The following is a 20,796-nucleotide window of genomic DNA, read 5'->3' as shown; positions in this document are numbered from 1 at the left end:
GCGGCAGACCCTGGCGTTGTGACAAGTGGGCGCCCCTGGGGGACGGGTATTGTTTTTGCACGACACGCTTGGGGTTCGCCCACCGAGGTGCATGCCTCCAATCTACGAGAATCGGCGGTCACCTGTGCATTTGCCCCCGTTCATGCTGAGAAAGTTGCTCTCCGGCTACGCCGCCCTTGAAGACCGCTATGACGAGCTGCTCGCAGCGCCAGGCGAGCCGCGGCCGCACTGGGACGCCTTCCTGCGCTCGCTGGCCGAGCGCGAAGGCCCCGGCGTAGGCGACAGCCTGTCGCTGATGGAACGGCAGATTCGCGAGAACGGCATCACCTACAACGTCTACGCCGACCCCAAAGGAGCTGACCGCCCCTGGGAAGTCGACCCGCTGCCGCTCTTGCTGTCGGCGCGTGAGTGGGAAGAAATCGAAGCCGGCATCGCCCAGCGTGCCGAGCTGCTCAACCGTGTGCTGGCTGACATCTACGGCGCGCAGACGCTGCTCAAGAGCGGTGCCATCCCGCCGTCGGTGATCTTTGGCCACAGCGGCTTTCTGCACCAGGTGCAAGGCATACGCCCGCCCAGCGGCGTGCACCTCTTCAACTACGCCGCCGACTTGGCCCGCTCGCCCGATGGGCGCTGGTGGGTGGTGAACGACCGCACGCAGGCACCTTCGGGGGCAGGCTACGCGCTGGAAAACCGGCTGGTGGTGTCGCGCGTGTTCCCGCAGCTGTTTCGCGAGCTGCACGTGCAGCACCTGGCCTCGTTCTTCTCTCACCTGCGCGAGTCGTTGCTGCGCTGGGCCCCCAAGGGCGACGGCCCACCGCTGATCGCGCTGCTCACGCCGGGGCCGTACAACGAGACCTATTTCGAGCACGCGTTGCTGGCGCGCTACCTGGGCTTTGCGCTGGTCGAGGGCAGCGACCTCACGGTGCGCGACGGCCGGGTGTGGATGAAAACGGTCGAAGGCCTCAAGCGCGTGCACGCCATCCTGCGCCGGCAAGACGACGACTACTGTGACCCGCTCGAGCTGCGCTCCAACTCGGCCTTGGGCGTGGCCGGCCTCACCGATTGCGCACGCCGCGGTACCGTGATGCTGGCCAACGCGCTGGGCTCTGGCGTGCTGGAGTCGGGTGCCTTGCTCGGCTACCTGCCCAAGCTCAGCCAGCAGCTGCTGGGCGAGAAGCTGTTGCTGCCGTCGGTCGCCACTTGGTGGCTGGGTGAGCCGGCGGCATTCGAAGACGCCTGGAAGCGGCTCGACAAGATCATCATCAAGCCGCTAGACCGCTCCGAGCGTGAGCCGGCGGTGTTTGGCGCTGATCTGTCGGCCGACGAACGCGTGCTGCTCAAGGCGCGCGTGGCCTCGCGGCCGCAGCGCTATGTGGCACAAGAGTGGGTGCATGTGTCGCAGGCACCGGTGCTGGAGCGCGGGCCGGCGCTGAAAGGCGACCACCTCAGTGCACGCACCGTGGGCCTGCGTGTGTTCGCCGTCGCCACGCCCAACGGCTACCGCGTGATGCCCGGTGGCCTGACGCGCGTGGCCGGTGATGGCGACTCGCGTGTGATCGCGATGCAGCGCGGCGGTAGCTCCAAAGACACCTGGGTGCTGTCTGATGGGCCGGTGAACGCGTCGTTCTCACTGTTGTCGAGCACGGTCACGGCCGACGATCTGGTCACCTCTCGCGGCAACGTGCCCTCGCGCGCGGCCGAAAACCTGTTCTGGTTCGGCCGCTATGGCGAGCGCTGCGATGCCTCTGCGCGCCTGCTGCGCGTGGCCATTGCCACTGTGCTCGGGCATGGCGACGTCAACGCCGATGACATGTCGGAAGGCCTGGTGCCGGTGCTGGCGCTGGCGACACGCATGGGGCTCATCGACACCAATGACAACCCCGGCACCGAGCTGCTGCGCGCCGCCACGCACCCCGAAGAAGGCTTGAGCCTGCGGCTGCGCCAGTTGTCGCGCGTGGCCTTCAACCTGCGCGACCGCATGTCGGCCGACAACTGGCGCACGCTCAACCGCCTGATAGGCGACCCGGTGTTCCAGCGCGGCAGCTCGCTGCCGCTGGCGCTGGGTTGGCTGGACCGCGCGGTCACGACCATGATGACGCTCTCGGGCTACGTGCTCGATGGCATGACGCGGGGCACCGGCTGGCGCTTTCTTTCCATCGGGCGGCGCATCGAGCGTTTGTCGAGCTTGTGCAACGCCTTGCAGGTGGCCACCCAAGAGGGGCGCGGGGGCGGCCTGGAGTGGCTGCTGGAGCTGGCCGACTCCACCGTCACCTACCGCTCGCGCTACCTGGTGGCGCCTGAGTGGTTGCCGGTGCTTGACCTTCTGATGCGCGACGACACCAACCCGCGCTCGGTGGCCTTCCAGGTAAAAGGCCTGGTGGAGTACATCGACAAGCTGGAGCGCTTGCATGGCCGCTTTGCGGGCGACGTGCTGGCGCCGGTGCATGCGGCGCTGATGTCTTTGCAGTCGGGCGATCTGCACCCTGAGAGCGAGGTGTTGGCCGATTTGCTGGAGCAGCTGCTGCGTGCGGCGCACGCTGTGTCTGACGAGCTCACGCTCAAGTTTTTCTCGCACGCGGATTCGCGCAGCGTGTTGTCACTTGTGGCCTGAAGCGATGAGTGGCCAACGCTACACGGTGGAGCACGAAACACGCTACGTGTACACGGCGCCGGTGTCTCAGTCATGGCAGCTCGCACGACTGACCCCGCGCAACTTGCCATGGCAGCGACTGCTGTCCTGCGCGATCCAGATCGACCCACCACCCGACGAGCGGCACGATGCGCCCGACAGCTTTGGCAACAGCATCACCCATTTCGGCCTGCACGGCGCACACCGCATGCTGCGCGTGCGCATGCAGTGCAGCGTCGAGGTGGCCGACCGCCCTGTGGCCGAGAGCACGCCCTTGGTGGCGTGGGAAAGCGTGCGCGACACCGTGCGCCAGCAACCCGAGCTCGATGACCTGACCCCGTCGCGCATGTGCGAGCCGACCCTGCTTGTGCCTTTGTCCGAAGGCGCGCGCGTCTATGCGCTGGAGTCGCTCACGCCCGGCCGCGATTGGCTGGAGGCTGTGACCGACCTGATGCAGCGCATTCACACCGACTTCGAGTTCGACCCCGATGCCACCACCGTCAGCACCTCGGTCGACGAAGTGCTGTACCAGCGCCGCGGCGTTTGCCAAGACTTCGCTCATCTGATGCTGGCCTGTCTGCGCGGCCATGGCCTGCCGGCGCGCTACGTGTCGGGCTACCTGCTCACCGACCCGCCCGAGGGGCAGGCTCGCTTGATGGGTGTGGATGCATCGCATGCCTGGGTGGCGGCGTATTCGCCGGGCTGCGGTTGGGTAGAACTAGACCCCACCAACGACCAGCTCGCCGACCGGCGTTACATCACGCTCGCCTGGGGCGCTGACTTCGCCGACGTGGTGCCGCTGCGTGGCGTGATCCTGGGTGGGGGCTCGCAGGACATGGACGTGTCTGTGAGCGTGATGCCCGCATAGACGTCGAGGCACCCCCTGAAAGCAGGCCCTCGAGCTGCGGGATTCCTTTGGGTGTGCCCCGTCGCCATTGTTCAACCCCTAGGTGGGATGGTTTCGCGCAACCCGCTTGAGCACACTGAGTGCCAAGTCAAACAAGGGAGCGAACAATGGCTGCAATGAGTTTTCAGATGAAGACGACAGATGGTTTCGAAGTGCACCACCGCCGCGCCGCTCAGGCCGAGTGGTCTGGCAGCGGCTGGAACGATTCAAGCTGGGAGCTGCTCAACGGGCTCGATGTGGTGGAAGACCTGCCCAGCGATGCCTGGCCGCAAGGCGTCGAGCTGACACCGCCCACTGCCCTGGTCTGAGTTCACGGCCCCACGTGCTTGCGCACCAAGGCGATCGTCTCGCCGAGATCGATCACCGCCATGGCGTAGTAGCTCGACCAGTTGTAGCGTGTGATGGCATAGAAGTTGGCGGTACCCGCCACGTAGCTGGGTGGGTCATCACCGTTTTGCAGCTCGATCAGCGCCAGTGGCCCGGCGAACTCGCGCCCTGCAGCCGGCAACCCTGCCCCTCTTTCTGCAAATTGCCGCGGCGTGAAGGTCGGCAAGATATCGGGTTCTAGCAAGGCCGCACGATCGGCGGCTTCTACCGGCACCGCCACGTCGAAGCGCGTGGGCACACCGCGCTGCCAACCAAACTCGGCAAAGTAGTGCGCCACGCTGCCGATCACGTCGGCTGGGCTGCCGTGCAGGTCAACGCGGCCATCGCCATCGAAATCAACGGCGTACTTGTTCCAGCTGCTGGGCATGAACTGCCCCATGCCCATGGCGCCGGCATAGCTGCCCTTGAGCATGAGCGGGTCGGTGCCTTGGCTGTGGCAGAGCACGAACAATTGCTCCAGCTCGTCGCGGAAAAAGGCGCTGCGGTCTTTTCGGCCCACGGGGAAATCAAACGACAAGGTGGCCAGCGCGTCGATCACTCGAAAGTTGCCCATCTGCCGGCCATAGATGCTCTCGACCCCGACCACGCCGACGATGATCTCGGCTGGCACGCCGTACATTTCTTCGGCGCGCTGCAGCCACTTCTCGTTGTCGCGCCAGAAGGCGAGGCCGGTCTTGATGCGCAAGGGCTCGACGAAACGCGAGCGGTAGGCCGCCCAGTTTTTGGCCGTGCCTGTGGGCGGCGGCATGATGAACTTCGCCACGTTGGGCACGTACCGTGACTCGGCGAGCTGGGCCTGCACCCAGGCCGGGTCGAAGCCGCGCCGCTGGGCCAGCTCGGCGCCGAAGCGCATCACGTCTTCGCGCTGGCCATAGGTGATGCTGTCGGGGGCGTTGTCGTCTTTGGGGGGCTTGGCTTGTGCTGTGGTGATGAGCACGGCAATGGCGAAGGCGGGAAGAAGAAAAGTGAAACGAGGCATGGGCCGCATTATCGAGCGCTTGCTTTCAACCCACGGCGCAAGCTGCGCGCTTCGCCCCGCAGCGAACGCAGCCATTCGGCAGAAGGGCGCTTGATCGGCGTGCGGCCGTAGCGCTGCTGCTCCAGCGTCATCAGCAAACCTGACAGTGCCTGCCCTTGCGGGCCGAAGCGCTGTGCCACTTGCACGGCGAGGGCGCGCGGCGGCTCGTGCAGGCGCGCGGCCAACCCGAGTGGGCGCAGTGCGCGGCGCAGCGCCTGCGCCTGGCGCTCCCACGGGTCTTGGCGATGGCGGTCCCACCAGGCCCAGGCGGCACCCAACAGGGCCAGGCCGCTCAGAATGCCGATCAGCAGCAAGGCCACGTCTTGCCAGCTCGGCGACTGGAAGCCGAGCTTCTTCATCAGGTCGAGCTGCTGACCGCGTGAATAGTTGAGCACCCACTGGTTCCAGCGGTTGTTGAGCGACTCCCAGGCCTCGCGCATCTGCGCCAACAGCGCGGGGTTGACGCTGCCAATGGCCCCCGCCATGAAGCCGGGCGTGGGCGCCAGGTTGCGGCTGCGCACGATGCGGTCGGGTGAGACGGCGGCGGTGGGGTCGGCGCGTACCCAGCCCTTGCCTTCTTGCCAATACTCGGCCCAGGCGTGGGCATAGCTCTGGCGCACGATGTAGTAGCCGTCGACGGGCAAAGGGTCGGTGCCTTGGTAGCCGGTGACCACGCGAGCCGGCACGCTGAGCGCACGCATGATGAAAACGAAGCTGGCGGCGAAGTGCTCGCAGAAGCCCTCTTTGCGGTCGAGCCAAAACTCGTCGATGGCGCCTTGAGGCTGGGCCTCGCCGTACACACCGGGGTCGAGCGTGTAGGTGTAGCCGCCGCGGCGAATGTGCTGCATCACGGCCTGTGCCAGCTCGGGCGCATCGGCATGCGCGTAGCGTGGGTCATCACCCAGCTGCTTTGCCCAGGCGAGCGTGCGCGGGTTGTAGCCCACAGGCAGGTTGATGTATTCCTTGAGGCTGGGCGCACGCTGCAGCGGGCCGTGGGCGAAACCGGTGTGGCCAACGGCGTTGAATCGCTTGCGCTCCGCCACGGGCACGTCGGTGCTCCACACCAGGTCTTCGCGGCGGAACGCTCGCATGCCGTCCAGGCCTTCTACCTCGGTGGTGACTTCAAGCAGCGGCAGCAGCGGCAGGCGCAGCGGCTCCATCGTCACCTCGTAGCGCAAGGCGGGGCTGCTGGGCCTCAGCTCGGTGCGGGGAGGCGCCGATGACGAATAGCTCGCGCTCCATGTCTTGCCGTCGAAACGTGCCAGCACCGGGCCGCGGAAATACAAACTTTCAGGCGACGGTGGAGGCCCGAAAAATTTAATGCGCATGGCAATGCTGTCGTCCAGCGCAAGCTGGGCCATGGTGCCCATGCTCATGCTGCTCGACAGACCGGTCTTGCCGCCGCCGTCTTGCGGTACGCCCCACAGCGGCCCGATGCGTGGGAACAGCATGAAGAGCAGCACCATGATGGGCGCCCCCAGCAGCGCGGTGCGCAGCGCAAGGCTGCCGGCCTGCCGCAGGCTGGGCTGACCCACCGGCATGTGAGCCAGCACCAGGGCCGTCAGCAAGCCCCATACCGAGACCAGCATCGCTGCGGCTACCGGCAAGGTTTGCGAGAACAGGAAGTGCGTCAGCACCAGAAAGAAGCCGAGGAAGAACACCACGAAGGCGTCGCGCCTGGCGCGCAGCTCCAGGGTCTTGAGTGCCATCAGCACGACCGCGAGCGTGACGCCTGGCTCCTTGCCGAGCAAGGTCTTGAACGACCACAGCGTGAGCCCCATGGCCAGCACCAGCACGCCTACCAGCCACCAGCGGCTGGGCAGCGGTGCATTGCGCAGTGCCAGTCGGGTGCGCCACAGCAGCACCGCGGCGGTGAGCACACCACACCAGACCGGCACGTTCGGCACATGTGGCAGCACCGTCCAGGCGATGACGCCGAGCAAGAACAGCGTGTCGCGCGCTTCGCGCGGCAAATGGCGCCAGCCCGGCCAAGTCATGGAGCCCCCCTACCCGATGCGTACATCGGGAGACTGCCCGCCGGGTTGAGGGCCGGCTTGGGAGCGGCCCGGCGCTCGTCCCTTACTGCCACAGCGCCAAGGCCTCCAGGCAGCGCTTGCGTTGCGCATCACCATGCCCCGGCGCGATCTCGGCACCGGGCAGGCGCAAGCCATGATGGGCGCCGCCCCGGTCTGCCGCGATCACCCACGTGGCCAGGCGCGACAGACGATCTTCAGGTGCAAGCCCGGGGCACTGATGCCAGTCCAGCCACAACTGCTGTTGCACCGACGCGTTGGTGTCGCGGCTCACCAGATCACCACCGGTTTCCAGGCTGCGCGCGGCTTTCTTCCATAACACCATCTTCAACGGGTCGCCGCGTCGGTAGCCCCGTACGCCCTCAACCTCACCACCGTCGTTGCTGCGCCTGGATGTAGGGCCACCCGGCACAGCGTGGGCCGCCGGCAATGGCGCAGCAGGCTGCTCAAGCCTGGGATAGACGAGCACCTGCGAGACAGGCCGCCATACAGACCAGGCGCGGAACAAGCCCAGCGGAAACCGTGTCTCGGCACTGATGGCCGGCACCTCGTAGCGGCCGCGCCGATGGGGCACGAAGCTCACCTGTGCCGAAGCCTGGCCGCCCTCGGGCACGTCGGTCCAGCTGAGGCTGGCCGCGGGGGTGGACTCCATGCGCAAGCCGATGCCGAAGCGAGCGCGATGGGTGCTGGTCAGCGTGATGTCGAGCAGCGCAGGGGTGTCGGCAAATACGGCGCCAGGCGGTCGCAAGTGCAGGGTCAGGCCACGCAAGGTGTTGTGCGTGACATGCATAGACACCACGCCGCTGCCGGCCAGTAGAAAGGTCAGCACATAGCCCAGGCTGAGCGAGTAGTTGATGGAGGCCACCAGCAGCACTAGCAGCGTCAGGCCGAACATCAGGCCCGCGCGGGTGGGCAAGATGTAGACGTTGCGCTGCGTGAGCAACAGCGTGTCCGTGCGCGGCAGCCGTTTTTGCCACCATGCGCGAAAACGCTGGCGAATCAAGGCAGCCGGGTTTAGCGCAAGGGGTGGCCGGGTCGGCGCGGCGAGAGGCATGCCAGCATCGTAAGCGCAGGCGGCATGCCGTCGGCCATCTCATACAGCCATTACGCAAAGGCCCATGTCTTGGCGCCGCGTTGGCGCCTAGCCACGGGTTGCTTGGCGTTACTTGCTGTTCATTTGCTTGTTGTCAGTCTTTTCCATTTCGTGAATGGTCTTGGCATCGGCCTTTTCGTCCTTTGCGTTGGCGCGAGCCGCCTTCTTGCAGTCGTGCTCGGCACGGCCGTTCAGTGCGGTTTCGCAATCGGCCTTGTTGAGCGTCTTGTTGGCGTCGGCCACCTTCTTGCGGGCCTTGTACTCGGCGTCGGAGTGCACTTTGGCGTCTTTGCCCTCCTGCGTCAGGAGCGTAGGCTTCTTGGTTTCGCCACTGGTTTCAACGTCGTTCGTGGCGGCAATAGAGGCACAGGCGGTACAAATTGCCAGCAAAGCAGTTGCGATTTTCTTCATAGGGGCTCCTTTGAGTCGACTGGACACCCAGCCTGCCCTTCAAGGGCAATCGGCGTGCCGCTGGGCCCGTCAGACCAGCGGCACCGTCTCCACCATGGCCCGCACCTGCTCGCGCGGGCCGCGCCCTGCACCGGCCACGGGCACCAGCCGGTGCGCAACGGTCTGCACAAGAATGGCTTGCACGTCGTCGGGCGCCACGTAGTCGCGCTGGTCGAGCAGTGCACGTGCCTTGGCGGCACGCAGCACGGCAATGCCGGCGCGCGGGCTGAGGCCGTCGACGAACCACGCGCCGCTGCGCGTGGCGGCGATCAGCAACTGCAGATAGTCGAGCAGCGCGTCGGAGGCATGCACCTTCAGCACCTCTTGCTGGGCAAGCACCAGCTCTTCGGGCGACATCACAGCGCTCAGTGCGCCTATGGCGTCACGCCGGTCGCTGCCCGCCAGCAGGGCGCGCTCGCTGGCCTTGTCGGGGTAGCCTAGGGTCAGGCACATCAGGAAGCGGTCGAGCTGCGACTCGGGCAGCGGGTAGGTGCCGAGCTGGTCGGTTGGGTTTTGCGTGGCGATCACGAAGAAGGGGCGGGGCAGGGCGCGCGTCTCGCCCTCTACCGTCACCTGATGCTCTTCCATGGCTTCGAGCAACGCACTCTGTGTCTTGGGGCCGGCGCGGTTGATTTCATCGGCCAGCAGCACCTGTGCAAACACCGGGCCGGGGTGGAAGACGAAGGCCTCTTTGCTGCGCTCGTAGACGCTCACGCCGATGAGGTCGGAAGGCATCAGGTCGGCGGTGAATTGCGTGCGTGAAAACCGCAACCCCAGCGACACCGCCAGCGCGTGTGCCAAGGTGGTCTTGCGCACACCCGGCACGTCTTCGATCAGCAGGTGGCCACCTGCCAAAAGGCAGGCCAGGCAGTCACTCACTTGCGGTCGTTTGCCCACGATGATCGTGCTAATCTGATCAATCAGTCGGGTGAGTTGCGACGCAAGGGCTTGGTTCATGCGGCGCACGATACCCGAAACCCCGCGCCGCCACCCATGCCCACCGCTCTCTACAGCCACCCCGATTGCCACGCCCACGACATGGGGCAGGGCCACCCCGAATGCCCGCAGCGGCTGGATGCGATTCACGATCACCTGATCGCCACGGGCCTCGATGTGGCGCTCGATCAACGCGAGGCTCCGCTGGTCGACCTGAGCGATGTGAAGCTCGCCCACACCGCCGGCTACGTGGCAGAGCTCAAAGATCGCTTGGAGCAGCTGGTTGCCACCGGCGAGTCGCGCGCCTTCGACCCCGACACCAGCGCCAACCCCGGCACATGGTTGGCCACACTGCGCGCTGCTGGCGCGGCGGTGGCCGCCACCGATGCGGTGATCGACGGCGAGATCGACAACGCGTTTTGCGCCATCCGCCCACCCGGCCACCATGCCACGCGCGACGAGACCATGGGTTTTTGCTTCTTCAACAACGTGGCCATCGCTGCACGCCATGCGCTCGACGTGCGCGGCTTGAAGCGCGTGGCCATCGTCGACTTCGACGTGCATCACGGCAACGGCACTGAAGACATCGTGGCCGGCGACGAGCGCATCTTGATGGTGAGCTTCTTCCAGCACCCGCTGTACCCCTACAGCGGCGGTGTGCCCAAGGGGGACAACATGGTCAACCTGCCGGTGCCGCCCTACACCCGTGGTGGCGAGATACGCGAAATGATCGAGGCCATGTGGATGCCGCGGCTGGAAGCATTCAAGCCGCAGATGGTGTTCATCTCGGCCGGCTTCGACGCCCACCGCGAAGACGATCTCGGCCAGCTCGGCCTGGTCGAAGCCGACTACGAGTGGATCACCCGTCGCGTGAAAGATGTGGCCGAGCGCCACGCCCAGGGCCGCATCGTGTCGTGCCTGGAAGGGGGCTACGCCTTGAGTGCGTTGGCCCGCAGCGTGGCCGCCCATCTGCGCGTGCTCGCCGATCTTTAGGCGCCGCTGGCGCTGCTTGCCGTTAAGAAAAGAATGAACTCCCAAGTCGACCTGCACGAATTTCAAGACCTGCTCCACAACCTGACCAACCAGAGCGCCCTCATCGAGGCGGCGGTCTTGCTGGGCTGCCTGGGCGTCTCATGGATCGCCTGCGTACTGTTGCGCAAGGTGCTCAAGATTCACGGTGCCGTGCTCTTCGGGCGAAACGTGGTCGACGGCGTGCTGTTCCCGGTGCTGGCGCTGCTGCTGTCCGTGGTGGCGCGAGAGTTTCTCAAGGGCATGGTGACGGTGGCGGTGCTCAAGGTGGCCGTCCCTATCCTCACCTCGCTGGTGCTGATACGCCTGACGGTGCGCGTGCTGTCGGCGGCCTTCCCCGACAACGCCTGGGTGCGCACCATCGAACGCACGGTGTCGTGGTTGGCCTGGATCGCAGTGGTGTTGTGGGTGACGGGCGTGATGCCGGCCGTGCTGCAGCAGCTCGACGGCGTGCGCTGGAAGATCGGCAGTGCCGAGGTCTCGCTGCGCAACATGATCGAAGGCACGATCACCGCCGGTGTAGTGATGATGCTGGCGCTGTGGGTGTCAGCCGCGGTCGAGCGCAAGATCATTCGCGGCACGGGTGATGACCTGTCCATGCGCAAGATGGTGTCGAACATCGTGCGTGCGGTGCTGCTTTTCATCGGCATTCTGTTTGCCATGTCGGCTGTCGGTGTTGATCTCACGGCGCTCAGCGTGCTAGGCGGTGCGATCGGCGTGGGCGTGGGCTTCGGTCTGCAGAAGATCGCTGCCAACTATGTGAGCGGCTTCGTCATCTTGGCCGAGCGATCGCTGCGCATCGGCGACATGGTGAAGGTTGACAACTTCGAAGGCCGCATCAGCGACATCCGCACCCGCTACACCGTGATCCGTGCGCTCAATGGCCGCGAGTCCATCGTGCCCAACGAATTGCTGATCACCCAGCGAGTTGAAAACTCTTCACTGTCTGACCCGAGCGTGCTCCTCACCACGACCGTGCAAGTGGCCTATGGCACCGACGTGCGTGCGCTGCAGCCCAAGCTGGTCACGGCCCTCATTGACGTCCAGCGCGTGCTGGCTGACCCGGCGCCCAGCGTGCAGCTGTCGGCGTTTGCATCCGACGGCATGGACCTCACGCTGCTGTTCTGGATCCGCGACCCTGAGAACGGCCAGGGACAGGTGAAGTCCGACGTCAACCTCGCAGTGCTGGATGTGCTCAACGCGGAGGGCGTAGAGATTCCGTTCCCGCAGCGCGTGATGCACACGCGAGTGGTGCCGGTGAAAGAGGTGGCCTGATGCGCACCCGTTGGCCCTTTCATGCTGCGTGCCTGCTGGCAACGGTACTGCTGGCCGGTTGCGCCAGCGCTCCGCCGGAAGCCGCGGCGCAGCACCACATGGTGGCTGCGGCCCACCCCTTGGCGGCTGATGCCGGCCTGCAAATGCTCAAGGCCGGCGGCAGCGCCATCGACGCCGGCATTGCAGTGCAGCTGGTGTTGACCTTGGTCGAACCCCAGTCGTCCGGCATAGGCGGCGGCCTGTTCCTCGTGCACCACGACGGCAAGCAGGTGCAGACCATTGACGGCCGCGAAACGGCGCCTGCTGCCGCTACGCCCGATGTGTTCATGAGAGACGGCAAGCCCATGGGCTTCATGGAGGGCGTGGTGGGCGGGCGTTCGGTGGGTGTGCCCGGCACCCTGCGTGCGCTGGAGTTGGCGCATCGCCAGCACGGCAAGCTGCCCTGGCGGGCCTTGTTTCAGCCGGCCATTCGCCTGGCCGAAGAGGGCTTTGCCATCAGCCCGAGGCTCGCCAACTTCCTGAGTGACCCCGGCATTGCCCAGTCATTGAGGCGCGACGCAGAAGCCAAGGCCTATTTCTACGAGGCCGATGGCAGCCCACGCGTGGCTGGCACGGTGCTGCGCAACCCGGCGCTGGCCGCCTTGCTGCATGACGTGGCCGAGCGTGGGTCGGTTGCCTTGTACGAAGGTGTTGTGGCGCACGACCTGGTGGCCAAAGTACGGGGGCATGCCGGTAACCCAGGCGTCATGACAGAGGCCGACGTGGCGGGCTACCGCGCCAAGGCGCGCGACCCGCTGTGCTTCGATCACCTGGCCTGGCGCATCTGCGGCATGGGCCCACCGTCATCGGGCACGCTGGCTTTGGCGCAGGCGCTCGGCATGCTGTCGACCCATGACCTAGCCGCTCTGCCGCCTGTGGGCGCCTCGCTCGACCCGCGCGCGGTTCACCTGCTCACGGAAGCCTACCGCCTCGCCTATGCCGACCGCGACCGCTACGTTGCTGACCCTGATTTCGTTGCCTTGCCGGGTGGCAATGCCCAGGCACTGCTGAACCCCATGTACTTGGCCCAGCGTGGCGCGCTGATCGGCGAGCGCAGCATGGGCAGGGCCGCACCGGGTGTGCCCTTGCCCATGGTCGCGAGCCTGGCCGACGACCGCAGCCCCGAGCTGCCCTCAACCTCGCATGTGTCGGTGGTTGATGGCCATGGCAATGCGCTCGCCATGACCATGACCATCGAGAACCTCTTCGGTTCGCGGCTGATGGTGCATGGCTTCATGCTCAACAACGAGCTGACCGATTTCTCGTTTGTGCCCAGCGCTGAAGGAACGTTGGTGGCCAACCGGGTGGAAGGTGGCAAGCGGCCGCGCTCGTCGATGACACCCTTGCTGGTGTTCGACCGCGCCAGCGGCCAGCTGGTCATGAGCGTGGGCTCACCGGGGGGGCCTTTCATCATCACCTTCGTTGGCAAGGTGGTGGTGGGGGTGCTCGATTGGAAGCTGCCGCTGCAGCGGGCGATGGCCCTGCCCAATTTCGGCTCACGCAACGGGCCGACGGAAATTGAATTCACGCCCGAAACGGAGGCTCTGGCCGAGGCTCTCAAAGCGCTCGGCCACGAGGTGTGGCCCTTGCGCCTTAGCAGCGGGCTGAACGGCGTTCAGCGCACGCCGCAAGGCTGGGTCGGTGGCACCGACCCGCGGGGTGAAGGCCGCGTGAGGGGCGAGTAGTTCACCGATGTTCCTGCGAAGGCGTGCCGCTTTCCGTGGTGCATCAGCGCGCTTTCGTGGCAATGACGGTGCGCAGCCTCATTCCCATTTGTTCAAACCACTGCCACCGGAATCTTGCCAATCTTGGCCTGCCACAGCTTCGGCCCGGTCTCGTGCACCGAGACACCATTTGAGTCGACCGCCACCGTCACCGGCATGTCTAGCACCTCGAACTCGTAGATGGCTTCCATGCCCAGGTCAGCAAAGCCCAGCACCTGAGCCTTCTTGATCGCCTTCGACACCAAGTAGGCCGCGCCGCCCACGGCCATCAAGTAGGCGCTCTTGTGCTTCTTGATGGCTGCTATGCCTGTAGGGCCGCGCTCGCTCTTGCCGATCATGCCGATGAGGCCGGTCTCGGCCAGCATCATCTCGGTGAACTTGTCCATGCGCGTGGCGGTGGTGGGGCCGGCAGGGCCGACCACTTCGTCACGCACCGGGTCGACCGGGCCCACGTAGTAGATGACGCGGTTGGTGAAATCTACGGGGAGCTTCTCGCCCTTGGCCAGCATGTCTTGTATGCGCTTGTGCGCGGCGTCGCGGCCGGTGAGCATCTTGCCGCTGAGCAGCAGCGTGTCGCCGGGCTTCCAGCCGGCCACCTCTTCCTTGGTCAGCGTGTCGAGGTTGACGCGCTTGCTTTTGTTGTAGTCAGGCGCCCATTTCACGTCGGGCCACTGGTCGAGGCTGGGCGGGTCGATGTAGGCCGGGCCCGAGCCGTCGAGCACGAAGTGGCCGTGCCGCGTGGCGGCGCAGTTGGGGATCATCGCAATGGCCTTGCCGGCGGCGTGCGAGGGATACATCGCGATCTTCACGTCGAGCACGGTGGTCAGGCCACCCAGGCCTTGCGCGCCTATGCCCAGTGCGTTGATCTTGTCGCACAGCTCGATGCGCAGGGCTTCGGTCTTGTCTTGCGGGCCGCGGGCCTTCAGGTCGTACATGTCGATGGGCTCCATCAACACTTCTTTGGCCATCAACATGGCCTTCTCGGCCGTGCCGCCAATGCCTATGCCCAGCATGCCGGGCGGGCACCAGCCCGCACCCATGGTGGGCACGGTCTTCATGATCCAGTCGACCACCGAGTCGCTCGGGTTGAGCATGGCGAACTTGCTCTTGTTTTCACTGCCGCCGCCCTTGGCCGCCACCTGCACGTCTAGCGTGTTGCCGGGGATCACCGTCATGTGGATCACCGCCGGCGTGTTGTCGCCGGTGTTCTTGCGCTCGAACTGTGGGTCGGCCACGATGGAGGCACGCAGCACGTTGTCGGGGTGGAGGTAGCCGCGTCGCACGCCTTCGTTCACGGCGTCTTCGATGCTGCCGGGGAAGCCCTCGAAGCGTACGTCCATGCCGATCTTCAGGAAGACGTTGACGATGCCGGTGTCTTGGCAGATCGGCCGCTTGCCTTCGGCGCACATCTTCGAGTTGGTGAGGATCTGCGCGATCGCGTCTTTGGCCGCCGGGCTCTCCTCGCTGGCATAGGCGCGCGCGAGATGGGCAATATAGTCGGCGGGGTGGTAGTAGCTGATGTACTGCAGGGCTGCGGCGACGCTCTCGACGAGGTCAGCGTGGCGAATGATGGTCATGGGTGGCTCTCGACGGCGGGAGGCCTGAATTTTACTCAAGGGGAAGATCGGTGATCACTGCAGCGTTTCGTCGTTTCTTCGCGGCGGAGTCGGCGGGCGGCATCGTGCTGGCGCTGGCGACGATCGCGGCGCTGGCCATCAGCAATTCGCCGCTCAGTGCCGGCTACGAGGCGTTTCGCAACATCCCGGGTGAGGTGCGCATCGGCCATGAGTGGCTGCTGCTGTCCAAGCCCTTGATCCTGTGGGTCAACGACCTCTGGATGGCGGTGTTTTTCCTGCTGGTGGGCCTGGAGATCAAGCGTGAGCTGGTATCGGGTGAGCTGGCCAGCCCGCGCCAGGCCTTGCTGCCCGTGGGTGCGGCCATCGGGGGCATGGCGGTGCCGGCTGGCATCTATGTGTTGATCAACATGCACGACCCCGTGGCCTTGCGCGGCTGGGCCATCCCGGCGGCCACCGACATCGCGTTTGCACTGGGCATCTTGATGCTGCTGGGCTCTCGCGTGCCGGCCTCGCTGAAGCTTTTTCTCACGGCGGTGGCTATCATCGACGACCTGGGCGCCATCGTCGTCATCGCGTTCTTCTACACGGCCAATCTTTCCGTGCCCATGCTGGGTGCGGCGGCGCTGGGGTGTGCGGCATTGTTCGCACTCAACCGCCTGCGCGTGAAGAGCGTGCTGCCTTACCTGTTCGTGGGCGCCATCATCTGGGTGTGCGTGCTCAAGTCGGGTGTGCATGCCACGCTGGCCGGCGTGGCCACCGCCTTCGCCATTCCCTTGCATGGCCAAGACGACGACGAGCATTCACCGCTTGAAAGCCTGGAGCATGCCTTGCACCCCTGGGTGGCCTTCGTGGTGCTGCCGATGTTTGCCTTTGCCAACGCAGGGGTCGCAATTCAAGGCATGACGCTGCAGACGCTCACGCAGGCGGTTCCCCTGGGCATCGCCGCTGGCCTGGTGCTGGGCAAGGCGATCGGCGTGTTCGGGTCGTCGTGGCTGCTGACGGCCGTGGCGGGCGCCGAGTTGCCCGAAGGCGCCAACCGCTGGCAGTTCTTTGGCGTATGCCTGCTCTGCGGCGTGGGGTTCACCATGAGCCTTTTCATCGGCGGGCTGGCTTTTGATGGGCAGGGCGCTGGCTACGACACCCAGGTGAAGCTGGGGGTGTTGGGCGGCTCGCTGATTGCGGGCGTGCTGGGCACGCTGGTCTTGCTGCGCTCCGAGCGGCGCGGGCCTTCCCGCCGCCGACAGCAGCACCTGAACACGACTCAGTAGTTGGTGGCGTAGCCGGCGGTCAGGGCAGGGATAGCCCGGTTGTTGCTTGGTCTAGATGGCACACCATGGCGATACAGAGTAAGGCGTTCGTAAGAGCGCCCGCTTATGGTGCCACCCAGTGCACAAAATCTCGCCAGGAGACCGCCATGTCCGAAACAAAGCTGTACCCGCCGCCCGCCGCCCTTGCCAAGAATGCATATGTTTCCGGCATGGCGGCCTACGAAAAGCTGGTCGCCGAAGCCGAGTCTGATTACGAAGGCTATTGGGCCCGCCTGGCGCGCGAGTTCGTGAGCTGGAATAAGCCCTTCACCCAGGTGCTCAACAGCAGCGAGGCGCCGTTCTTCAAGTGGTTCGAAGACGGCACGCCCAACGTGTCGTACAACTGCCTCGACAAGCAGGTCGAAGCTGGCCTGGGCAACAAGGTTGCCATCATCTTCGAGGCCGATGACGGCCAGGTGGCACGCGTCACCTACAGCGAGCTGCTCGCCAAGACCTGCCGCATGGCCAATGCGCTGAAGGCGCAGGGCGTGAAAAAGGGTGACCGCGTCGTGATCTACATGTCGATGTCGGTCGAAGGCGTGGTGGCCATGCAGGCTTGCGCGCGCATCGGTGCCACGCACTCGGTGGTGTTCGGCGGCTTCTCGGCGCAAAGCCTGCGCGACCGCATCCAAGATGCCGGCGCGGTGATGGTGATCACGGCCGATGAGCAGATGCGGGGCGGCAAGCAGCTGCCGTTGAAGGCCATCGTCGATGAGGCGATAGCGCTGGGGGGCTGCGAAAGCATCAAGAGCGTGATCGTCTACAAACGCACCGGCGGCAAGATTGGCTGGAGCGCGCGCGACCACTGGATGCACGAGCTGACGGCCAAGGCAGCCGAGACCTGTGAGCCCGAATGGGTGGGAGCCGAGCACCCGCTGTTCCTGCTGTACACCTCGGGCTCCACCGGCAAGCCCAAGGGCGTGCAGCACTCCACTGGTGGCTATCTGTTGCACGCAGCGCTGAGCACCAAGTGGACGTTTGACCTCAAGCCCGACGACATCTTCTGGTGCACCGCCGACATCGGCTGGGTCACCGGCCATACCTACATTGCCTACGGCCCGCTCGCCTTGGGCGGCACCGAGATCGTGTTCGAAGGTGTGCCGACTTACCCCGATGCCGGGCGCTTCTGGAAAGTGATCCAGACGCACAAAGTCAGCATTTTCTACACCGCGCCCACGGCGATTCGCTCGCTGATCAAGGCGGCGGAAAGCAACGAGGCCGTGCACCCCAAGCAGTACGACCTGAGCAGCCTGCGCATCCTGGGCTCGGTGGGTGAGCCCATCAACCCCGCGGCCTGGGAGTGGTACCACCTGCACATTGGCGGGGGGCGCTGCCCCATCGTCGACACCTTCTGGCAGACCGAAACGGGTGGCCATGTGATCACCCCGCTGCCGGGGGCCACGCCGCTGGTGCCGGGGTCGTGCACGCTGCCCTTCCCGGGCATCATGGCCGCGGTGGTCGACGAGACCGGCAAGGACGTGCCCAACGGGCAGGGCGGCATCTTGGTCATCAAGAAGCCCTGGCCTGCCATGATTCGCACCATCTACGGCGACCCTGAGCGCTTCAAGAAGAGCTACTACCCCGAAGACTTCAAGGGCAAGTACTACCTGGCTGGCGACGGCGCCATACGCGACGAGAAGACCGGTTACTTCACCATCACCGGCCGCATAGACGACGTGCTCAACGTGAGCGGCCACCGCATGGGCACGATGGAGATCGAATCGGCGCTCGTCTCGTGCACCGATCTCGTGGCCGAAGCCGCGGTGGTGGGGCGGCCTGACGACACGACTGGCGAGGCCATTTGCGCCTTCGTGGTGCTGAAGCGGCCGCGCCCTTCAGGCGACGAAGCGAAAGCGATTGCCAAGCAGCTGCGCGACTGGGTGGGTAAAGAGATCGGCCCCATCGCCAAGCCGAAAGACATACGCTTCGGTGACAACCTGCCCAAGACGCGCAGCGGCAAGATCATGCGGCGCTTGCTGCGCTCGGTGGCCAAGGGCGAGAAGGTCACACAAGACACGAGCACCTTGGAGAACCCGGCCATCCTGGAGCAGCTGGGCCAAGCCTACTGATTCAGTTGCTGCGGTGGGGCTGCAGGCTGAAAGGCGAGGCCTCGACCAGCGGCACCACGCGGTGTGTCATCACCTCGAAGGGCTGTGCATTAGCGAGCTGCTCGACGCACAAGGCCACCGGGTGCTCAGGCGTGGCCCAGAGTTGGCGCAACGCCCAGCGCTGGGGTGGGTCTTGCAGCTCGGGCTCAGTCGACAGTGAGACTGAGCCAGGGCTGCGCAGGTCGAACGCAAAGCGATCGAGCCCGATCGACAAGCCCATGCCGCGCGCCTTGATGTAGCTCTCTTTCAGCGTCCAGAGCTCGAAGAACCTTGTAGCCTGTGCCTCGGCGGGCAGGGCGGTGAGCGCCTCGCATTCGCTGGGTGCGAAGAAGCGATTGGCCACGTCAAGCATGGCGCCTCGCGAGATGTTTTCGGTGTCCACGCCGATGGCTCGGCCGCGGGTCACGGCGAGCACGATCAGGTCGCTGGTGTGGGTAAGGTTGAACGACAGGCTTTGCGCCTCGGCATGGGGGTTGACGATGAGTGGGCGTCCATAAGACGTGGCCTCGAAGCGCCAGTCAGCCGGCGCCACCGGCGCGTAGCGCGAGAGCACGCTGCGCACCAGCGCCCGTGTGACGCGGTAGCGGTGGCGGTCGCGCTCGAAATGGAAGCGGTCTGCGCGTGCCCGCTCTTCGGGCGTCATCAGGGCGCGGTAGCGCTCGTGCAGCGCAGGGTCTTGCGCGTCGTCGCAGAAGGCCAACCACAGGTGCACCTGAGTGCTGTCCAAGGGCAGCGGGTGATCGTGCGGACTCATGCTTCGTACACGCAGACCAGCTCCTTGGCGGCGATGCGTGTCTCGTGCGGGTAGCCAAAGGCGTTGTTGACGTACAAGATGCCGTCGAGCTGCACACGGCGGTTCACATGGCTGTGGCCGTAGACGTGAACCTTCGGTTTCAGGGCCTGCACTTGCTCGCCCAGCGCCGTGCTGCCGAGGATGGGGTAGATGTAACGCATGGCCATCGGGATGCGCTCGGGCATGACGTCGATGCGAGGCAGGAAGTGAGAGTAGGACACGATGACCTCCGACTCTGACTGTCTACGGTACCGGTTCATCGCGAGAAAGTCAGCGGTGATGCGTTGCGAGGTGTGGCCTTCGGGCCAGCGGCAGGCGCGGTAGTCGACCCAGGCTGCGCGCAGGTCGTCGCCTGGCACACCGAAGGAGTCGTCATACCAGCCGAGCAGCGGCACGATGCTCAGCTCGTGGTGATGGAACACCTCCATGCTGGCACCGACCGACTTTGCCAGCGCCGTGATGCGCTCGAACTTGCCGATCGAATCGAGGCCCGGCTCGTCACGCCGCACCCAAAGGTCGTGGTTGCCCGGGATGAACAGCACGCGCCAGAAGCGGCGGGCCAGCGTCTCCAGGCAGAGGCGCACCCGGTCGGCCACGTCAGACACATCGCCCGCGACGATCAGCACGTCGTTCAGGTAATCGCTGAGCGAGAGCTGCTGCACCCACAGCGCGTTGGGCTCGTAGTCGACGTGAAGATCAGAGACGGCGAAGACACGCATGGAGGGCATGTTGGGTGCGTAGGCCAAAGAAGAAGGCCCCGCGTGGGCGGGGCCTTGTCCTTTTCAGATCAGACGCTCACTTGAGCGTCAAGATCCACTGAACGAGTTGCCTGGCTTCGGCATCGCTCACCGTTGTGTTGGCTGGCATGGGCACCGGGCCCCATACGCCAGCACCACCCTTTATGACCTTCTGCGAGAGCTTGTCGACAGCATCTTTCTGGCCGGCATACTTGGCTGCCACATCTTTGTAAGCGGGGCCTACAAGCTTCTTGTCGATGGCATGGCAGGCCATGCAGTTCTTCTTCTTGGCCAGGTCGGCGTCGGCAAAGGCTGGCGCTGCGACGAGCGCGGTTGCGGCAAAAATAAGTGAAAGCGATGACTTCATGGTTTCCTTTCGTGCCAGAGACTGAAGGTGAATTACATTTCCAGCACTGCCGGATACAACGGATTCTAAGGTCGGCGGGTTGACCTCCCGATGGCAAAACAGACCCGTTTCGAGGCTTTTCACCATGTACTTTGTCATTCTTGGCGTATTGCTGTTGCTGATGAAAACGGCCGAGTACGGCCCCGTGGCGCTGTGGTCGTGGTGGGCCGTGCTGTGGCCCTTTCTGGCAGCCGTGCTGTGGTGGTGGTGGGCAGATGCCACGGGCTATACCAAGCGACGCGAAATGGACAAGATGGACAACCGTGTGGCCAAGCGACGCGAAGAGAACCTGGCCAATCTGGGCATGGACCTGAAGGGCCGCCGCCACAAGCGCAAACGTTGAGTTTC

General features: G+C 65.2%; 18 protein-coding genes. 9 read left to right on the top strand and 9 right to left on the bottom strand.

Annotated elements, in window-relative coordinates; all coding sequences use genetic code 11:
* The first annotated feature begins 142 nt into the window (after positions 1 to 142).
* From AC30QB_RS23510 to AC30QB_RS23500, 3 genes are all read left to right on the top strand, one after another.
* Entirely contained in the window at positions 143 to 2,611 is a 2,469-nt protein-coding gene (locus tag AC30QB_RS23510; RefSeq protein WP_489548711.1) for a circularly permuted type 2 ATP-grasp protein, read from the top strand.
* A gap of 4 nt (positions 2,612 to 2,615) precedes the next feature.
* Complete coding sequence (locus AC30QB_RS23505) at positions 2,616 to 3,497, top strand: transglutaminase family protein (RefSeq protein ID WP_489548710.1); 882 nt, start codon at positions 2,616 to 2,618, stop codon at positions 3,495 to 3,497.
* Positions 3,498 to 3,664: 167 nt separating this feature from the next.
* Entirely contained in the window at positions 3,665 to 3,844 is a 180-nt protein-coding gene (locus AC30QB_RS23500) for a hypothetical protein (RefSeq protein ID WP_489548709.1), read from the top strand.
* 2 nt (positions 3,845 to 3,846) lie between these two features.
* Here AC30QB_RS23500 and mltB read toward each other — a convergent pair whose 3' ends face one another.
* The 5 genes from mltB to AC30QB_RS23475 form a co-directional block, all read right to left on the bottom strand.
* Positions 3,847 to 4,911: a lytic murein transglycosylase B gene (mltB, locus tag AC30QB_RS23495; RefSeq protein WP_489548708.1), complete on the bottom strand. Its 1,065-nt coding sequence runs from the start codon at positions 4,909 to 4,911 to the stop codon at positions 3,847 to 3,849.
* Complete coding sequence (locus AC30QB_RS23490; protein WP_489548707.1) at positions 4,911 to 6,938, bottom strand: transglutaminase TgpA family protein; 2,028 nt, start codon at positions 6,936 to 6,938, stop codon at positions 4,911 to 4,913. Before AC30QB_RS23490 ends, mltB begins: the two co-directional genes overlap by 1 nt.
* A gap of 82 nt (positions 6,939 to 7,020) precedes the next feature.
* Entirely contained in the window at positions 7,021 to 8,028 is a 1,008-nt protein-coding gene (locus AC30QB_RS23485) for a DUF58 domain-containing protein (protein WP_489548706.1), read from the bottom strand.
* 108 nt (positions 8,029 to 8,136) lie between these two features.
* Positions 8,137 to 8,478 carry a hypothetical protein gene (locus AC30QB_RS23480; protein ID WP_489548705.1) on the bottom strand — a complete coding sequence of 114 codons (342 nt, stop codon included), beginning with the start codon at positions 8,476 to 8,478 and terminating at the stop codon, positions 8,137 to 8,139.
* A gap of 69 nt (positions 8,479 to 8,547) precedes the next feature.
* Entirely contained in the window at positions 8,548 to 9,474 is a 927-nt protein-coding gene (locus tag AC30QB_RS23475) for an AAA family ATPase (protein WP_489548704.1), read from the bottom strand.
* Positions 9,475 to 9,510: 36 nt separating this feature from the next.
* On the opposite strand from AC30QB_RS23475, the gene AC30QB_RS23470 reads away from it, so the two are divergent.
* The 3 genes from AC30QB_RS23470 to AC30QB_RS23460 are packed head-to-tail and all read left to right on the top strand — an operon-like array spanning position 9,511 to position 13,481.
* On the top strand, positions 9,511 to 10,446 hold the full coding sequence (locus tag AC30QB_RS23470; RefSeq protein WP_489548703.1) for a histone deacetylase family protein: 936 nt from the start codon (positions 9,511 to 9,513) through the stop codon (positions 10,444 to 10,446).
* Positions 10,447 to 10,479: 33 nt separating this feature from the next.
* Entirely contained in the window at positions 10,480 to 11,757 is a 1,278-nt protein-coding gene (locus AC30QB_RS23465) for a mechanosensitive ion channel family protein (protein WP_489548702.1), read from the top strand.
* The gene (locus tag AC30QB_RS23460) at positions 11,757 to 13,481 is read left to right on the top strand and encodes a gamma-glutamyltransferase family protein (RefSeq protein ID WP_489548701.1); all 1,725 of its coding nucleotides are present in this window, start codon (positions 11,757 to 11,759) and stop codon (positions 13,479 to 13,481) included. Before AC30QB_RS23465 ends, AC30QB_RS23460 begins: the two co-directional genes overlap by 1 nt.
* Positions 13,482 to 13,573: 92 nt before the next feature.
* On the opposite strand, the gene AC30QB_RS23455 is transcribed toward AC30QB_RS23460, so the two are convergent.
* Positions 13,574 to 15,097: a fumarate hydratase gene (locus AC30QB_RS23455; protein WP_489548700.1), complete on the bottom strand. Its 1,524-nt coding sequence runs from the start codon at positions 15,095 to 15,097 to the stop codon at positions 13,574 to 13,576.
* A 50-nt stretch (positions 15,098 to 15,147) separates the two neighbouring features.
* Between AC30QB_RS23455 and nhaA the strand changes: the two genes are divergently transcribed.
* A complete protein-coding gene (gene nhaA, locus AC30QB_RS23450) occupies positions 15,148 to 16,365 on the top strand; it encodes a Na+/H+ antiporter NhaA (RefSeq protein WP_489548699.1) in 1,218 nt (405 codons plus the stop codon).
* 146 nt (positions 16,366 to 16,511) lie between these two features.
* Positions 16,512 to 18,473 carry an acetate--CoA ligase gene (gene acs, locus AC30QB_RS23445; protein WP_489548698.1) on the top strand — a complete coding sequence of 654 codons (1,962 nt, stop codon included), beginning with the start codon at positions 16,512 to 16,514 and terminating at the stop codon, positions 18,471 to 18,473.
* Position 18,474: 1 nt separating this feature from the next.
* Here the strand turns inward: acs and AC30QB_RS23440 are convergent, their stop codons facing one another.
* The 3 genes from AC30QB_RS23440 to AC30QB_RS23430 form a co-directional block, all read right to left on the bottom strand.
* The gene (locus AC30QB_RS23440; protein ID WP_489548697.1) at positions 18,475 to 19,239 is read right to left on the bottom strand and encodes a 4'-phosphopantetheinyl transferase family protein; all 765 of its coding nucleotides are present in this window, start codon (positions 19,237 to 19,239) and stop codon (positions 18,475 to 18,477) included.
* Positions 19,240 to 19,262: 23 nt separating this feature from the next.
* Entirely contained in the window at positions 19,263 to 20,033 is a 771-nt protein-coding gene (locus AC30QB_RS23435; protein ID WP_489548696.1) for a metallophosphoesterase, read from the bottom strand.
* A gap of 67 nt (positions 20,034 to 20,100) precedes the next feature.
* Complete coding sequence (locus tag AC30QB_RS23430; protein WP_489548757.1) at positions 20,101 to 20,409, bottom strand: c-type cytochrome; 309 nt, start codon at positions 20,407 to 20,409, stop codon at positions 20,101 to 20,103.
* A 124-nt stretch (positions 20,410 to 20,533) separates the two neighbouring features.
* Between AC30QB_RS23430 and AC30QB_RS23425 the strand changes: the two genes are divergently transcribed.
* Entirely contained in the window at positions 20,534 to 20,791 is a 258-nt protein-coding gene (locus tag AC30QB_RS23425; RefSeq protein WP_489548695.1) for a TIGR04438 family Trp-rich protein, read from the top strand.
* Positions 20,792 to 20,796: the final 5 nt, after the last annotated feature.

Source organism: Rhizobacter sp., from assembly GCF_046595475.1.
Lineage (GTDB): Bacteria > Pseudomonadota > Gammaproteobacteria > Burkholderiales > Burkholderiaceae_C > Rhizobacter.
This window is presented reverse-complemented; position numbering and strand designations above follow the sequence as displayed.

What these genes read in the sequence shown, in the direction of transcription:
- AC30QB_RS23510 (WP_489548711.1), top strand. Translation starts at nt 143, where the DNA reads ATGCTGAGAAAGTTGCTCTCCGGCTACGCCGCCCTTGAAGACCGCTAT.
- AC30QB_RS23505 (WP_489548710.1), top strand. Translation starts at nt 2,616, where the DNA reads ATGAGTGGCCAACGCTACACGGTGGAGCACGAAACACGCTACGTGTAC.
- AC30QB_RS23500 (WP_489548709.1), top strand. Translation starts at nt 3,665, where the DNA reads ATGAAGACGACAGATGGTTTCGAAGTGCACCACCGCCGCGCCGCTCAG.
- mltB (WP_489548708.1), bottom strand. Translation starts at nt 4,911, where the DNA reads ATGCGGCCCATGCCTCGTTTCACTTTTCTTCTTCCCGCCTTCGCCATT.
- AC30QB_RS23490 (WP_489548707.1), bottom strand. Translation starts at nt 6,938, where the DNA reads ATGACTTGGCCGGGCTGGCGCCATTTGCCGCGCGAAGCGCGCGACACG.
- AC30QB_RS23485 (WP_489548706.1), bottom strand. Translation starts at nt 8,028, where the DNA reads ATGCCTCTCGCCGCGCCGACCCGGCCACCCCTTGCGCTAAACCCGGCT.
- AC30QB_RS23480 (WP_489548705.1), bottom strand. Translation starts at nt 8,478, where the DNA reads ATGAAGAAAATCGCAACTGCTTTGCTGGCAATTTGTACCGCCTGTGCC.
- AC30QB_RS23475 (WP_489548704.1), bottom strand. Translation starts at nt 9,474, where the DNA reads ATGAACCAAGCCCTTGCGTCGCAACTCACCCGACTGATTGATCAGATT.
- AC30QB_RS23470 (WP_489548703.1), top strand. Translation starts at nt 9,511, where the DNA reads ATGCCCACCGCTCTCTACAGCCACCCCGATTGCCACGCCCACGACATG.
- AC30QB_RS23465 (WP_489548702.1), top strand. Translation starts at nt 10,480, where the DNA reads ATGAACTCCCAAGTCGACCTGCACGAATTTCAAGACCTGCTCCACAAC.
- AC30QB_RS23460 (WP_489548701.1), top strand. Translation starts at nt 11,757, where the DNA reads ATGCGCACCCGTTGGCCCTTTCATGCTGCGTGCCTGCTGGCAACGGTA.
- AC30QB_RS23455 (WP_489548700.1), bottom strand. Translation starts at nt 15,097, where the DNA reads ATGACCATCATTCGCCACGCTGACCTCGTCGAGAGCGTCGCCGCAGCC.
- acs (WP_489548698.1), top strand. Translation starts at nt 16,512, where the DNA reads ATGTCCGAAACAAAGCTGTACCCGCCGCCCGCCGCCCTTGCCAAGAAT.
- AC30QB_RS23435 (WP_489548696.1), bottom strand. Translation starts at nt 20,033, where the DNA reads ATGCCCTCCATGCGTGTCTTCGCCGTCTCTGATCTTCACGTCGACTAC.
- AC30QB_RS23430 (WP_489548757.1), bottom strand. Translation starts at nt 20,409, where the DNA reads ATGAAGTCATCGCTTTCACTTATTTTTGCCGCAACCGCGCTCGTCGCA.
- AC30QB_RS23425 (WP_489548695.1), top strand. Translation starts at nt 20,534, where the DNA reads ATGTACTTTGTCATTCTTGGCGTATTGCTGTTGCTGATGAAAACGGCC.